Source organism: Acinetobacter sp. 226, from assembly GCF_048147925.1.
GTDB lineage: Bacteria > Pseudomonadota > Gammaproteobacteria > Pseudomonadales > Moraxellaceae > Acinetobacter > Acinetobacter pecorum.
The window spans coordinates 33,746-48,729 of record NZ_JAYWYX010000022.1 but is presented as its reverse complement, the minus strand read 5'-3'; the positions used below and the strand labels follow the sequence as shown (position 1 = coordinate 48,729).

General features: G+C 41.7%; 17 protein-coding genes. 11 read left to right on the top strand and 6 right to left on the bottom strand.

Annotated elements, in window-relative coordinates; translation table 11 throughout:
- Positions 1-13: 13 nt before the first annotated feature.
- The 3 genes from VXP95_RS11435 to VXP95_RS11425 all read left to right on the top strand — a co-directional run bounded on the left by VXP95_RS11435 (position 14) and on the right by VXP95_RS11425 (position 2,944).
- Positions 14-1,210 carry an MFS transporter gene (locus VXP95_RS11435; RefSeq protein ID WP_416712051.1) on the top strand — a complete coding sequence of 399 codons (1,197 nt, stop codon included), beginning with the start codon at positions 14-16 and terminating at the stop codon, positions 1,208-1,210.
- 4 nt (positions 1,211-1,214) lie between these two features.
- Positions 1,215-2,108 (top strand): DNA-binding transcriptional regulator HcaR, encoded by an 894-nt coding sequence (hcaR, locus tag VXP95_RS11430; RefSeq protein ID WP_064096390.1) that lies wholly within the window; start codon positions 1,215-1,217, stop codon positions 2,106-2,108.
- Positions 2,109-2,329: 221 nt separating this feature from the next.
- The gene (locus tag VXP95_RS11425; protein WP_416712060.1) at positions 2,330-2,944 is read left to right on the top strand and encodes a glutathione S-transferase family protein; all 615 of its coding nucleotides are present in this window, start codon (positions 2,330-2,332) and stop codon (positions 2,942-2,944) included.
- 193 nt (positions 2,945-3,137) lie between these two features.
- Here VXP95_RS11425 and VXP95_RS11420 read toward each other — a convergent pair whose 3' ends face one another.
- Complete coding sequence (locus VXP95_RS11420; protein ID WP_416706317.1) at positions 3,138-4,742, bottom strand: bifunctional 3-(3-hydroxy-phenyl)propionate/3-hydroxycinnamic acid hydroxylase; 1,605 nt, start codon at positions 4,740-4,742, stop codon at positions 3,138-3,140.
- A 347-nt stretch (positions 4,743-5,089) separates the two neighbouring features.
- On the bottom strand, positions 5,090-5,335 hold the full coding sequence (locus VXP95_RS11415) for a hypothetical protein (protein WP_416681946.1): 246 nt from the start codon (positions 5,333-5,335) through the stop codon (positions 5,090-5,092).
- Between the two features lie 389 nt (positions 5,336-5,724).
- Between VXP95_RS11415 and VXP95_RS11410 the strand changes: the two genes are divergently transcribed.
- The 5 genes from VXP95_RS11410 (at position 5,725) to VXP95_RS11390 (ending at position 10,542) form a co-directional block, all read left to right on the top strand.
- Positions 5,725-6,732 (top strand): CobW family GTP-binding protein, encoded by a 1,008-nt coding sequence (locus VXP95_RS11410; RefSeq protein ID WP_416681947.1) that lies wholly within the window; start codon positions 5,725-5,727, stop codon positions 6,730-6,732.
- A 101-nt stretch (positions 6,733-6,833) separates the two neighbouring features.
- The gene (locus tag VXP95_RS11405; RefSeq protein WP_416712050.1) at positions 6,834-7,364 is read left to right on the top strand and encodes a YaeQ family protein; all 531 of its coding nucleotides are present in this window, start codon (positions 6,834-6,836) and stop codon (positions 7,362-7,364) included.
- A gap of 87 nt (positions 7,365-7,451) precedes the next feature.
- On the top strand, positions 7,452-8,075 hold the full coding sequence (locus tag VXP95_RS11400) for an MgtC/SapB family protein (RefSeq protein WP_416681951.1): 624 nt from the start codon (positions 7,452-7,454) through the stop codon (positions 8,073-8,075).
- An 85-nt stretch (positions 8,076-8,160) separates the two neighbouring features.
- Positions 8,161-8,499 carry an FKBP-type peptidyl-prolyl cis-trans isomerase gene (locus tag VXP95_RS11395; protein WP_004280661.1) on the top strand — a complete coding sequence of 113 codons (339 nt, stop codon included), beginning with the start codon at positions 8,161-8,163 and terminating at the stop codon, positions 8,497-8,499.
- 231 nt (positions 8,500-8,730) lie between these two features.
- Entirely contained in the window at positions 8,731-10,542 is a 1,812-nt protein-coding gene (locus VXP95_RS11390) for a diguanylate cyclase domain-containing protein (RefSeq protein WP_416712049.1), read from the top strand.
- Here the strand turns inward: VXP95_RS11390 and VXP95_RS11385 are convergent.
- Positions 10,539-11,006 carry a GNAT family N-acetyltransferase gene (locus tag VXP95_RS11385; RefSeq protein WP_416712059.1) on the bottom strand — a complete coding sequence of 156 codons (468 nt, stop codon included), beginning with the start codon at positions 11,004-11,006 and terminating at the stop codon, positions 10,539-10,541. The genes VXP95_RS11390 and VXP95_RS11385 overlap by 4 nt on opposite strands.
- 383 nt (positions 11,007-11,389) lie before the next feature.
- Here VXP95_RS11385 and VXP95_RS11380 point away from each other — a divergent pair, with 383 nt between their 5' ends.
- From VXP95_RS11380 to VXP95_RS11370, 3 genes are all read left to right on the top strand, one after another.
- Positions 11,390-11,875, top strand: a complete 486-nt coding sequence (locus tag VXP95_RS11380; protein ID WP_416706315.1) for a hypothetical protein — start codon at positions 11,390-11,392, stop codon at positions 11,873-11,875.
- A gap of 280 nt (positions 11,876-12,155) precedes the next feature.
- Entirely contained in the window at positions 12,156-12,431 is a 276-nt protein-coding gene (locus tag VXP95_RS11375) for a hypothetical protein (protein WP_416712048.1), read from the top strand.
- A gap of 148 nt (positions 12,432-12,579) precedes the next feature.
- Positions 12,580-13,077 carry a DUF2505 family protein gene (locus VXP95_RS11370; protein ID WP_064102452.1) on the top strand — a complete coding sequence of 166 codons (498 nt, stop codon included), beginning with the start codon at positions 12,580-12,582 and terminating at the stop codon, positions 13,075-13,077.
- 114 nt (positions 13,078-13,191) lie between these two features.
- Here VXP95_RS11370 and VXP95_RS11365 read toward each other — a convergent pair whose 3' ends face one another.
- From VXP95_RS11365 to VXP95_RS11355, 3 genes are all read right to left on the bottom strand, one after another.
- Positions 13,192-13,866 carry a DUF1345 domain-containing protein gene (locus VXP95_RS11365; protein WP_064102451.1) on the bottom strand — a complete coding sequence of 225 codons (675 nt, stop codon included), beginning with the start codon at positions 13,864-13,866 and terminating at the stop codon, positions 13,192-13,194.
- Between the two features lie 218 nt (positions 13,867-14,084).
- Positions 14,085-14,525, bottom strand: a complete 441-nt coding sequence (locus VXP95_RS11360; RefSeq protein ID WP_416712047.1) for a YbjQ family protein — start codon at positions 14,523-14,525, stop codon at positions 14,085-14,087.
- A 3-nt stretch (positions 14,526-14,528) separates the two neighbouring features.
- The gene (locus VXP95_RS11355) at positions 14,529-14,885 is read right to left on the bottom strand and encodes a YbjQ family protein (protein WP_416712046.1); all 357 of its coding nucleotides are present in this window, start codon (positions 14,883-14,885) and stop codon (positions 14,529-14,531) included.
- Positions 14,886-14,984: the final 99 nt, after the last annotated feature.

Sequence of the window (14,984 nt, the reverse complement as noted above, 5' to 3'; positions counted from 1 at the left end):
AAAGTTGGTGATTATGTCAGTTAATGCTGAGCGTTTATGGAATCGCTCATTTATCCTGTGTTTATTTAATAATTTTTTCCTGTTCGTTTATTACTTTGCCTTGCTGACGGTTTTACCGATTTACATCATGAAAGATCTGGGTGGCTCAGTAAAAGAAGCTGGTCTGGCACTGACGCTATTCCTGGCTTCATCGATTGCCATTCGGCCATTTTCCGGCATGATCATTGAAAAGTTCGGCAAAAAAATCACCATGCGTAGTGCAGGCATAGTTTTTGCCTTATTTGCCTTTAGCTATTTACTGGTGGACAGCATGTGGTCGCTGTTAGTGGTGCGTTTTTTACATGGCATCTGGTTCAGTATTCTGACTACGGTAGCAGTACCCGTCGCCAATGAGTTTATTCCTGATCAGCGCAAAGGTGAGGGCATGGGTTATTTCGTCATGTCGACCAATCTGGGTGTAGTGTTTGGGCCCTTGCTGGCATTGACTGTCATTCAGATCACCAGTTTCAAGGTGTTATTTGGCGTTCTCGCCGTTATTATTTCTCTGGGACTCATTTTCTGCTGGATGCTGAAAATTACAGAGTTACCTAAACGTGATGCCATAAGTAAAGAAAAGAATAGCCTGAGCTTGAAGGATATTCTGGAAGTCAAAGTTCTGGCGGTGAGTTTTGTCGCCTTGCTGACGGCTTTTGCCTACTCAGGTATCATGAGCTTTATTACTGCATTTAGTGAAACCAAGCAGCTGTTGGATTATACCAGTGTATTCTTTATTGTCTTTGCTGCCTCTATGCTGCTGGTTAGACCTTGGATCGGGAAGATTTATGACCGTAAGGGACCAAGTGCCGTTATTTATCCTTCTTTTGTGTTTTTTGCTATTGGTCTGGTGATCGTCAGTCTGATTTCCAATCAATGGATATTGTGGTTATCGGCAGTATTTATCGGCATTGGTTACGGTTCGCTGTTCCCATGTCTGCAGACGCTAGCGATTCAGTCGGTTGATACGCAGCGTATGGGACATGCGATTTCAACTTTCTTTACCCTGTTTGATCTGGGTTTGGCGATTGGTTCAGTAGTCATCGGAATATTGATTGCCTCTTGGGGCTTTGAAACCACCTATATATTAAGTGCTGTACTCGTCATGATGACAATATGGGTATATCGTCAGTATGTTGCCAAAAAGCGACATAAGCGCCCTGCAGGCTTGGAGTGATAAGATGGAATTAAGACATTTACGCTATTTCGTGACCGTGGCACAGGAGCTGAACTTTACCCGTGCTGCGGAAAAATTAAATACGGTACAGCCTTCGCTCAGCCAGCAAATCAAGGATCTGGAACGTGAGGTAGGCGTACAGTTGCTAGAGCGCAATAACCGTAAGGTGGGGCTGACTGAGGCTGGGCAGGCATTTTTAACAGAAGCCTTATTGAGTATTGAACATGCAGAGCGTGCTATACAGAGCGCTAGACAGATCGCAAATGCACAGCAGGATCAGTTGAATATCGGTTTCGTGCCGGTCGCTGAAATGAAAATCTTCCCCTATATCATGCCGAATATACGCGCACATTTCCCGAATATTAAAATTCATTTTCATAGCCTGACCGATGCCAGCCAGTTAAAGGCCTTAAAAAAAGGCGAGATTGATATTGCCTTTACCCGCTATGTCGATGAGTCTGATGAGCTGGAACATGTGCAAATTTTTAGTGAGCCGCTGGCCTTGATTATGCCCAAGGATTCACCGCTTGCCGAGCAGCGCCATGTGAGTATCAAGAGCTTTAATCATCAGGATTTTGTAATTAGTGATGAAGATGCTTCACCACAACTCCATAAAATCATCACTGACTTTTTCAAGCAATCCAAACTGAATGTGAATGTGGTCCAGCACTCAACCAATATCCTGCTCAATGTCAATCTGGTCGGGATGGGCGTGGGCTGGAGCCTGGTTCCGGCTTATGTGATCCCGTTATTGGGGGATAAAATTATCGTCAAAAATACCATTGAACCCTTGCCGATGATTAATCTGTATGCCAGTTATCGTAAAGGGCAGAAAAACGAGCTGCTTGAACTCATTTTAAAAATCCTGAAAGAACAGTTTTATATGGGTTTCTTTTAAAAAAGAAAGACCTGATAGCACAGCATGTTTTTAAACAGCAAAAAGGCTTCGGCAGATAAATCTGTCACATAATCGTTCTTCACAGGCTATCGAAGCACTTTATACTAGATTTCTTTTTAACATGATATCTTTGATTTTTCTTGCATTGAGAGAAATCAAAGGCAGCCAATAAAAAAGTTGCATTAAAAAATTAAAATAACAGCAAAGAGTGAATAAAAATGATGAAGTTATATAGCAATCCCCAGTCCCGTGGCATGACTGTAATGCTTTTATTACAGGAGTTGGGCATTACAGACCAGGTTGAAATTATAAACGTACCTTATGAAAACATGCATCAGGCCGAATATTTAGCGATTAATCCCATGGGCAAAGTACCTTGTCTGGTCGATCAGGACGTGATAATTACTGAAGTTGCGGCTATCTTTACCTATCTGACCGATAAATATATAGAAAAAGGTTTGGCACCGACTCTGGACGATCCCAAGCGCGGTGCCTATCTGAAATGGATGTTCTTTACTCATGGCCCTTTAACAGAATTTATGGATTTAAAAGGGTTGAGCGTACCGGATGAACAGATTGAGCAAAGAACACGGAGCTTGAGCTTTGGTCATGCACAGAGCCTATTAGCCTTTCTCAAAAAAGGTATGCAAGAAGCCAATCCATATCTGCTGGGTGAGAAAATTTCAGCTGCAGATGTATTTCTGGGGTACTGGCTGATTTTTGCCATTTCTTTGAAAATATTGCCCTATCTGGATGAGTTCAAGCCCTTTATTCAGTTGCTGGCGCAGCGTGACTCAATGAAAGATATACCCTGGTTACAGAAAATCAATGCCTAAGTTCAATAAAAAAAAGTGTGGTTCATATATTTTCTGACAGACATGCTCTTTTTCTTGAATAATGAGACATTGACCTTAAAGAAAGCAACTTATAAACCAGCCCTATGCAAGAAAAATACACATAAAAAAAGACCACGCTTTCACGTGGTCAGACCTCTGAATATAATTCAGTAAATGTATTTTATGCTCGTAATTATTTTACATGTAGCTTTTTAAACAGCTGCTGGCTGATATGATCCAGTGTTTGTGGAATCGCCAAGGCTGCCACAAAACGGTCAGGTCGTAAAATAACGACTGACTCAGTGGTTCTACCGAACCAGCTGCGAATATCAGTGCCGATGTCACCAACGGTAATCACGCCTTCAAATTGCTTGCGGTTTTTATTGTCCAGTTGAACTTCGGGAATGACCTGAATAAATTTGACGTCTAATTTTTTCCAGACTTGCATGGTGGCATCCGAAATACCCCATTGCGGGTCTACACCCCAAGCAATAATTGCAAAATCATTAGCAATTACGTCATCCAGTAAAACTTTTTCACCTGACTCAAGTCTAACCTGTGGCTGGATAAACATCTTGCCGACTGGAGAGTTCTTGGCACCGTTACTCAAAAGTGCGCCGTCATGATATTTAGGCATCGGTTTAAAGCGCATTTCCAGCAGGTACTGTTTGATGGGTTTGATATAGTTCAGGGCATAGGCAATACCGTCACGGACAAAACCCTGCCATTTTTTCGGTGGTGCCAGTACATGGCCGGCCATAACGGAGAGATCAATCATGGCTTTGGCATGGTCTTTCCTCTCGATCTGGTAAGAATCCAACAGTTCAGCTGTCGCTTTGCCCTGAATGACCATTGCCATTTTCCAGGCCAGGTTAAAGGCATCACGCATACCGCTATTATAACCCTGTCCTTGCCATACCGGCATAATGTGCGCAGCATCACCGGCAAGCAAAATACGGTCGACACGGAATTTGTCAGCAATACGGGCATTATGGGTATAAACACGCTGACGGATCACTTCAATACCATCCGTGCTTGGTAAAACCTTGGACAGAAGTTTGGCAATATTTTCCGGTTTGCTCAGTTCTGCCTGAGTTTCACCTGGCATGACCATAAATTCAAAACGTCGAATACTGTGTGGCAATGCTGCCGATACATAAGGACGTACCGGATCACAACATAAATAGATATGCGGTGTAGCGAGAGGGTCATTCTCAAGGTCGATTACAATCCATTGATTCGGTGCAGTCTCACCTTCAAATGCAATACCCAGGTTACGGCGTATATAAGAATTACCGCCATCACAGGCAATCAGGTATTGAGCGCGTACGGTTTCTGCAACGCCATCTTTATTTTGCAGATTGAGTGTCACGCCTTCAGCATCCTGACTAAAATGGGTCAATTGACGTGAGAATAGCACTTGGGTGTTTTTATATTGTTTCAAGCCCTGCAGCAGCACGTTGTCGACTTGTGGCTGAATAAAAGCATTACGGCGCGGGAAGCCAAACTCACGCGTTAAAGGCTGAATATCAGCAAAACAGCGTCCTTTCGGAGTCAAGAAGCGCATTGCATGATTTGGGGTGGTATGTGGTAAAACTTGTTCGACTAAACCTAAAGACTGAATAGTACGCAAGGATTCATCATCGATTCCAATCGCACGTGGGTAATCAATCAAACTATCCAGTTGCTCGACAATCGTGACAACTACGCCTTGTTTGCTTAGATAGTTGGCAAGGGTTAAGCCTACGGGGCCGGCACCTAGGATTGCCACTTCAGTAGTGTAATTGGTATTGCTCATAGCGAATGTCCATTCAATCGACTTGCATTTAAGGCTATTAAGGAGCAGCTGAACACCAGAAACAAGTTATGCGATAGTAGCTGAAGGATATGATTAATATTGAATTTGATAGATTATTTTTAGCTAATCAATTGAATTTAAAAATAAAATTAATATAAATTTGATAGCTGCTATTAATTCTGTGATCAGTTTTGACTATGGCTCTAAATAGATTCTGTGCAATAAAAATGCTGAACCAGCATCAAGCATGATTCAGCATCGAAAAATATCGGACAGCCTAGGACACAGCCTACTGGAGAAATACTGTCACGAATATCCTTATAGGGTTAAACGAGTCATCTAATAACTTAACGTGCAGCAGGTTTTGCTGGTGTTGTACTTTCTGCAGTAGCTTCAGACGCAGCTGCTTCAGAGGCAGCAGGCTGCTCTGCAGATGCACCTGCAACCGGCGCATTTGATTCAGGTAATTCTTGGGTGCTCACGACCACTTTTTCTTCAGTGGTGGTTTTTGCATCTGTGGTTTTGCTGTCTGCAAAACTGGTAGCTGCAGCAGCAGTAAGAGTCGTGGCGAGTAAGATTTGTGCATAGTTCATTTTTGGCATCCTTTTATTCAGGTTATTAATCTGCGGAATTGACCATCACATCAATTCGACAGATGCTCATCCTAAGCACTGAATTTTTACGAGGCAAACCAATTAACAAAAGCGACACGTAGGCAATAACCGAAGCAATACAAAACTGAGAAAGTTGTTTTATTTCTGTTAATTATGCAGGGTTTTATTCAATAAAAATGTGTATGAATATTTCAAAAATTAAATTGGCAATAAAAGTTAACATAGCAAATTGATAATTCTGGATCATTCCATGAATTTTGGTCTTTGTAATTTCATCATGTGTTTACTAAGAAGACGCATTTTATAATCTGGGTGTGCTTTATAATGCAGAGCATTGCTATTTCTATTCAATCTCTTGAGAGCCGATTTTGAAAATTCTGTCAGCATCACAGGCTATTCCTGTCCATATCATTTCCGGATTTTTAGGTGCAGGTAAAACCACACTACTCAAACATTTACTACAGCAGAAACCGGAACAGGAAATCTGGGCAGTGCTGATGAATGAGTTTGGCCAGATTGGGGTAGACCAGCAGTTATTGCCGCAAGATCAGGGTTATGCAGTCAAAGAGCTACTAGGCGGGTGTCTATGTTGCAGTAGTCAATTGCCGATGCAGATCGCCTTATCGCGCTTGCTGTCAGAAGTGAAACCGGATCGCCTGTTTATCGAACCTACCGGGCTGGGGCACCCGGGACAATTACTGGAACAGCTGACCGAACCGCACTGGCATAGCCATTTGAACATGCAGGCTTTAGTCACCGTGGTAGATGGTTCGCGTTTGCATGACCGGGACTGGACCCAGCAAAACCTGTATGCAGACCAACTCAAGGCAGCGCATATCGTGGTGATTTCACATGCTGACTTGATGACAGCCGAAGATAACGCAGCGCTCACGCAACTTCAGGCAGAATATCAACCTTATGCGCAACAGTGGCTGTTCACCGAGCACGGACAACTCGATATCGAACAGATCAAGCAGAAGTATCAGGGTTCTGCCCGTAAGATTCAGCCTTTGATAAAACAGCAACAGACGATCTCGTCCGCAGACACTTCCGTAGTCATTCAACAGATGCCTTATCATTATGTAGAAAGTGCCCAGGGATATCAGGTCGCAGGCTGGAAATTGCCAAAACGCTGGCAGTTTAATTTTTATGATCTGCTGGATCTGCTGTGTGAACAAAAAGACTGGCTTAGAATCAAGGGGATTTTCCATACCGATCAGGGCTGGAAAAGTTTTAATTTCAATCCGGAACAGTTCAATTATCAGTCGGCAGATGAAGGTATTGATAACCGGGTGGAAGTGATTTATCAACAGTCATGCGATTGGCTGGCATTTGAAACTGCCTTGATGCAATGTCGTATTGATCCGGAAAAATAATGGCACTGTTTCTAGTGCGCTGAATGAATCTTTGACCTAAATCTGTTCAGCAAAATTGTGCTAAATCTTATATGCTAAGCGCCAAATTTGAGGATTGTGTGATGGCGTTAAAAGCGACGATTTATAAAGTTGATTTGAATATTGCGGATATGGATACGCATCGTTATGAAGACTATCAACTGACGATGGCGCTGCATCCTTCGGAAACCATTGAACGCTTGATGGTGCGTATTTTGGCCTATGCACGTTTTGCTGGTGAAGCGCTTGAATTTACCAAGGATCTGTTCGAAACGGATGAGCCGGCACTCTGGGAAAAGGATCTGACCGGGCAACTGGTCAAATGGATTGAAGTGGGCAGTCCGGACGAAGATAAAGTCAAAAAGGCCAGTGCGCGTTGCAAGCAGGTCGCAGTCGTGACCTATGGTTCTGCGGTAGATGAATGGTATAAGCGTAGCAGCAAGTTAAAAACCTTAAAAAATGTGGAAGTATGGAAATTATCCACTGCAACCACTGATGCATTACCACAATTGGGTGCACGCACCATGCAGTTACAGTTAAATGTGATGGATGGGGAATGGACCTTGATTGGTGATCAGGGTCAAGTGATTGTAGAGTGGGAACAGTTACAATAAGAATTCACAAGGATGCAAGTTTCAACTTGTATCCTTGCCTCACTATTTCGTATATCTGGAGAGAAAAATAAGTTCTCTGGACGAAGCATGTATCATGAACTTTATGAGTTGCTATTAGCAGTCGTGATTGGTGCAATCATTGGGGCAGAACGGGAATATCACAGTAAATCTGCCGGACTGCGCACCATGATCATAGTCAGTCTGAGTTCCTGTCTGTTTACCATTATTTCTTTAAAAATCGGCGTGGACAACCCTGACCGTCTGGCAGCCAATGTTTTAACCGGCTTGGGTTTTCTGGGAGCCGGAGTAATTTTAAAAGATGATAACCGGGTTTCTGGTATTACCACTGCAACCACGATCTGGATGACAGCGGCACTGGGCATGGCAGTCGGTGCGGGTTATGAACTGTTAAGTATTTGGACAACGGTGATCGTGTTGATCGTACTGGTCCTATTGGTCTATGTGCAACGTGGTATCGAGCATCTGAATCATGAACGTAACTACGAAATTGTCTGTCCTTTTGAGCAGCATGAGCCGGAACATTATGAAAAACTGTTTAAACAATACAAATTAAAAGTAATTCATTCCAGCCAGCAAAAAATCGACCAGCTGATTACAAGCCGCTGGATCCTGATGGGGTCAGCTAAAAATCATCAGAAATTAACCCAGTATTTATTACAGGATAAAAAGATTCAGAAACTCAGCTTTTGACCTATTGAAGCTAAAGGCCAAGGAATTTAGCTCAATCCAGTTTATACTGAACTCTAAATTTAGTGCTAATCTCAGGTAAATGACGATGATAAACGAACTTGAAATTATTGATTTAAAAGTAGGTGAAGGGAAAGAAGCGGTAAAAGGCGCTTTAATTACCACGCATTACACTGGATGGCTGGAAGATGGAACCAAGTTTGATTCATCCATTGACCGGGGCAATTATTTTGAAACTGTCATTGGTACAGGGCGTGTGATCAAAGGCTGGGACCAGGGCATTCTGGGAATGAAAGTTGGTGGTAAACGTAAACTGATGGTACCTGCACATTTGGCTTATGGCGAACGTAAAATGGGGAAGGTCATTCCAGCCAATTCTAACCTGATTTTTGAAATTGAATTGTTTGATGTAAAAACACGTGATTAAAACAATATAATTAGCGAGACATAAATAGTTTTCTCTAATTAAAATATTTGAGCTTTTCCGGTGCAGTCGGCCCAATACAGGCTGTACCGGACTAAATACAAAAAACATTTGAAATCATAAATATTCCTTGTAAATTATAAGAATAATAAACAATTATCTTGAGATATAACGTATTTGCATAAATTGATAAGGAATGTCTTTTTTATCGTATTTATCTGGACCTTTAGCTGGTTGACTTGCATAACTAGTCCAGCGATCGCTCAGAACGAACTCACATTGCCATCATTTCAGCAGCAATCTCAAAATGAGGTTACAGAAGTCCATTTTACCGAACATAGCAGTAGTTCTTTGCAGGGAAAATGGTGGTTCTACCCAAACCAGTTTATAATCCAGCCCAGCTCCATACTCCAGTCAAAAACCGTTCAATTGCCAGCTTCTTTTAAAACTTTGGCAGGCTCAAATGCGGGTTATGGGACTTTCATTGGTCATTTTAAAATTCCAAAAGAATTTCTCGGACGACGGATCGCGATCCGTATTCCAACCCAGTACGGCGCCTATCGAATGTATGTCAATGGACAGTTTATTGTTCGACTCGGAGAAATCAGTACCACACCTGAAAAACAGGTGACTGAAAAAGCACCGCGGATTGGCTATTTTGTTCCAGACACTGAATATATTACCTTAAGTATTCAGGCCTCGAATTATACCCATTTGCATGGCGGCCTCGAACGACCAATGCAGATCGGCATTGCGGCGACAATCAATCGCCAATTCCAGCAGCTCATGATGAGTATTGCCATGGTGTGCGGTGCAGTATTTGGGGTAGGGGTGTTTACCATTCTGTTTTCGATATTCAGAGGATCTCGAGAACGCAACAGTAAAAGTATCTTTGTTTTTGGCTGGTTTATTGTCTTTTTGGCCATGCATAACCTGTTTTCTGCACCCTATGCTTATTCAGTGTTTACCAATATCAACTGGTTGTGGGGAAGCCGATTAGAGTATTTGTTTACTTTTTTTGCGGCATTCTTTTTTCTCAGCTATATGCATCTGTTTAACCGGCGCTATTTGAATCCGGTGATTTATTATATTGCAGTTATATTGTTGGTCTTTAATATTATTATCACTCTTTTTTCATCTCCGGAAATATTTGAGCGTCTGGCTCTGTTTAGTGCGATCTATGCTTTAGTCATCCTTGCCAATTTTATGTACGGCTTTTATCAGACTCTACGCTATAAAGAACATTATTCGCGTTTGAATCTGATTGCGATTATTTTCCTCTGTCTGACGTTTTTGAATGATTATCTATTGCTGATCAATGTAATTAAAACGACGCATCTGTTCTTTATCTCAACCAGTATCTACGCGTTATTAATCATGTTCCGGCAGTCGAGGCATTATGCGCATCAAACTTATGAGACCGAACAGCTGAACCTGAATCTGATCGCACTCAACAATTCACTCGATCAAAAAGTCAAAGAACGTACCCAGCAACTGCATGAACTGAATGCTAAATTAGAGCAGCAGATGAATACTGATGCACTGACAGGTGCCTTTAACCGGCGCGCTTTAAATCATGAAATCCAGCAGCAGTTTTTGCAGACCCGGCAGCAGTCGCAACATACGCTGATTTTTGCCATGCTCGATGTCGACTATTTCAAAAACTATAATGACTATTATGGCCATTTAAAGGGGGATGAAGTCCTGAAAAATCTGGTCAGGATTATCCAGCAAGCCTTGCCGCCGTCGGGTTATCTGGCACGTTATGGTGGCGAAGAGTTTGCGATTCTGCTCACAGGTATGCCAGTTCAAACTGCCTTGAAAAATCTGGAAAATGTATTAGAGCAGATTCGGGAACAACGTATGGAACATCTGAACCGGCCAGATTCAAAAAAATATATTACGGTCAGTATGGGGGCAGCATGGACTGCACAAACACATGGATATGCAGATATTCATGAGCTGATGAAAGCTGCAGATGTGCAACTCTATGCCGCCAAACAGGCAGGGCGTGATCAGTTAAAAATTAAGAAAGAGACTGATTAAAAAACATATTTATAAAGAAGGCATGCCTCCTCTTCTGACTCGGCAGAATGCAGATGAAAGCCACAGCGTTGATAATAACTCAAGGCGGTCTGAGTGGACTGTATTTCAATCTGATGAATTTTTTTCTTTAATAAGGTGTGATGCATCTGGTGAAACAACTGGGTACCAAATCCCAGTCTCTGGTAGTTAGGGGCGATATAATGCATCCGGATTTCTCCAGTATCACTGACCAATAAGAACCCGACCACCTTGTCATGTACAAGGTAAACCCAGCAATCGTTATAAAGCATGTCGACAATCAGGCTGGCATGATCAAATTTTTCTAGCCAGGTTTGAATTTTGCTGGCTTCACGCTGATGATCCAGAACACAGGACTGAATACTGTCATGAATCACCTGAATAATCTGAGGTATATCTTCGATCTTCCCTTCCCGAATCATAATCTTATTCATTTTCTCAAATATTTATAGGAAGGGTTTATTTGATAAAAAAACACTAGGTAAAAAACAGAACAATATTGTAGTGATTTTGAGAATTTTTGCTGATATCCATACGCCTGAAGAACAGGTCTGTTATGGATTTGTCCTTTTTTATTATCTCAAGTGCCTAAGTTTCATGATGAAGCTAAAGATAAAAATCAAAGTAAATTAAATCTTAAAATAAAAATGAACTCGAGAAGGGGGTGAAAATGCTCCAGAAAAGAAGATAAATTATAAAAATAAGCCTTAAATTTGCACTGTCTAAAAAATAGACGTATTCTGGATCCACGTGGGCTATTCCAGTAAATGCTGCGCCTGCTGCGATAAAAATAAAATAAAAAAGAATCAGTCACATGAGATGATCAATTATGCTGAAATTACTCCTCCTATTATGTGTTTTATTCATTTTGAATGCTGCCTGGATTGTGGGCAGGAAAATGTATAAGGCTCAGCGTCATCTGGCTCATAAGTGCCTAAAAAAACAGGTACAGATTTCCAGCATTACAGAGCAAGAAGTCATCGAGCAAGAGCAGCAGGTGTATCTAGTGGATGCATATGAGCTGGAACTGTTTGATGATGTGGCACAGCTATTCTTTCAACGGCAGGTGCATATTGGGAATCGAGCACAGGCTGAACAGTTACAGCAGGAAGTATTACAAAAGATGCCAATGCACTGTAGCACCCAGATCCGTCAGATGGATTTAGGGGAATGGTCAATTTTTTGGAATTTCTATGATCAATCAATAGAATATTATGTCGGCCGCTATGGAATATTTTACGTGCATGTTGACCGTTTTGCAGAAGAGCACCGGCAGGAAATCCGTACTGACCTTTTGCATCCAGACTGTGCTTAGGTAGACAACTTTTATTCGCTCTCTAATATTAAAGATCTCAAGCCGTGTACCTCAGTCGATTTAACTTGATGAAATCAGATGGAACTTTTTACCAGCTTTGTCTTTATCTGGGCGAGAATATCCCATATATCCCATATATCCCATATATCCCATATATCCCATATATCCCATATATCCCATTTCTCATATGCCATGGTGCTAGAGAAAAAAACCGCAAAACTTTCTCCATAGCCGTGGCACAGTTATTTAAGAACAATCTGGGAAGTGAAGCAGGAAGTTCATGATTATTGATTTTCATCAAGCACAATTACAGAAATTTATGGCTCTGGCGATGAAAATCGAGGCAGTGCCTGAATTGTATTTGCAGTTTGAATCAGTTGCAGATTTTTATAAGGCTGACTGGTTGCAGGCTTTTCCCTCTGGTACTGAATATTTTGCTTCAGGTCTGGACGATGGTGCCGAAGAGTTTTATGCAGTGATCTGTTATGGCGAAATGCAGCTACGGATCAGCTGTGGTCAGGCACAGTTCTTTGCAAAACTATGTTGCAAACATTGACCGGATTGCCGCTATTTCCCGATAAAAGAATAATGACATCTATTATAGAGTTGATATAAATTGCAGAGTCATCTCTGTGTTTGGTTTTTATTCGCCGCTGTCAAAAGTGGTGTTAGTAAATAACTTAATAAAAATAAGGAAAAATAGCATGGCACATCAGTTTACCGTAAAAGCAATTATCAATGGCGTGTCCATTGATGAGTTTAAGCGTTTAGCCAATGATATCCGTTTACATGAGGCAGTCTGCCATCGAATTCCTGCTCAAAATCTGGAGATTCTGGTTTCGGAAAAGCAGGGGCATATGTATACCCTGAAACGTGCTTATAACCTGGATGTCAATATTCCGGATATGGCAAAAAAACTACTTAAAGATGCATTCCGTTTGCAGCGTACCGATGTCAGTAATCTGGATGAAATGACCTCGACGGTACAACTTGGGGCCAATTTGCCGATTGAGGCTACCTGTCAGCGTGCAGTCACTGGAGATAAAGATCAGATCCAGTTTCAGTTAAACTGGACGGTGAAAGTTAAAGTACCTTTGCTGGGTGGAATGTTAGAAAAGCATGCCGAAGGTGAGATTCGTAAATTTAGTGAAATTGAACTCAGCATTGTTGAAGATGAATTGCGTAAAAACCTGACTGCCTGAAATTATGAAGCAAGATAATTAACTTTAAAATCGGTCATGTAGAGACTAGAGAATACTAGTAGATAGAGGCAGTAGATGGCTATTTTCAGTGTGCTGCCTCTTTCAGGACACTTTTTAATTGCTGATAAAGTTTGCCGTGACGTTAATACTGATAGCCAGAATGGTGGTATTAAATCCATAAGCCAAAAGCAGATGTAGGGTATTTAACACCCGCATAGATTGGCAAGTAATGGAGACATCTGCCGTTTGCGCAGAAGTTCCGATGATATAGCTAAAATATAGAAAGTCCGGATAAGTTGGATTCGCGGTGTTGGGAAAATCCAGTCCGCCTTGTTGCTGTTTTTCCAGAGCCAAATAAAAATCATGTGCATAGTGAATGGCAAAAATCGTATGCATCAGGAACCAGGCTGAGATAATAGTGATAACAGACAGGATTAAATGGCCGGTTCTAATCAGGGGATTTTTGGGTAAATGGTTAATTTCAATAATAATTGCAATAAAACAAATGATCAGCGTAATGATCACCAGAAATAGAATGATCCATTTACCGGCATCCTGTTGCATGGCACGTTGCAGAATATGAGCGTGGTCAATGTGCCAAAGCTTTTTTATAGTAAAAAACAAATAAGCATAGATCGCGATATTCCAGCTGCTTAATAGGCAGCTGGACCAGCTTAAAGGAGTGAGGGTCTGTAAGACCAGATAAAATACCAAGATGGCTGGGAAAATAATAAAGAAATACAGATGGAATTGAAGTGTAGTTTTTATAGAGTCGAGAAACTGCATCATCTTATTTATATTTATTCTGCTGATTACTTAATATCCTAGCACAGAATAATAGGGAATAAAGATGATTCCAGCGGCTTGAAGTCGGACTCAATGACTGCCTATCGCTCTATTTCCTCTTTAAAGCGGTATGTCTATTCAGGTTTAGTCATTTGAGTACCAGAATCGTGTAGCAGGGCTGGATCAGCTCGGCAGAGTTTCTGGGTAGACATTCAGTTCGGTCAAGAAGGCTGTTTTAGTGCAGTACCATAAGCAAAGACTTCCACCATACCGCCTTGCATGCCGAGTTCAGTGGTGCTGAGACGAATTCCCATAATCTGGGTCGCCCCGATTTTTTCAGCCTCAAGTTTTAAACGTACAATTGCTTCACGCCGTGCGCGCTCTACCACGCTTTCATAGCTGGTCAGACGGCCCCCCAGCATATTCTGGACATTGGCAATGGCATATTTAAAATAATCATGGGAAATAACCACATTGCTACTGATCATTTGTCCAGAATATTCAGATATGATAAAGCGACTACTGTTCATCTGAATATATGCCAGACGTTGTTCCTGTTCATCCAGATAGCGAAAATGTTTATGTTCGTTATAACGGCCAAATCCAAACCCGACACTAAACAGAATGGCAAAAATGATGACCTGGAAAATTAAACCATCCATGCTTTAATCTGCCTGCGGAAAAGGATCGGGTAATTTTGGCATGATTGGATCAACCACTACGGCTGTACCATAAACAAAGAGCTCAGAAGCGCCTTGGGCAATATTAGAAGTCGAGAAGCGAATACCGACAATTGCATTGGCCCCCATACTGCGAGCTTTTTCAGTCATACGGTTCATCGCTTCCTGACGGGATTCTTCCAGTAGTTCGGTATAGGCAGTAAGTTCACCACCCACAATATTTTTTAGCCCGGCCAGTAGGTCACGTCCGACATGCTTGCTGCGTACGGTACTTCCATAAACGACATCTATTTGCTGGCGAATGGTATGTCCCGGTACAGATTCCAGATTGCTAAGTAACATGTGTATGTTTTCTAAATAAATCGCTAGCCTATGACAATAGGAAAACTACCTTGAAAATGCAATAAAAAAAGCCCACCGAAGTGAGCTTTTCTTGATCTG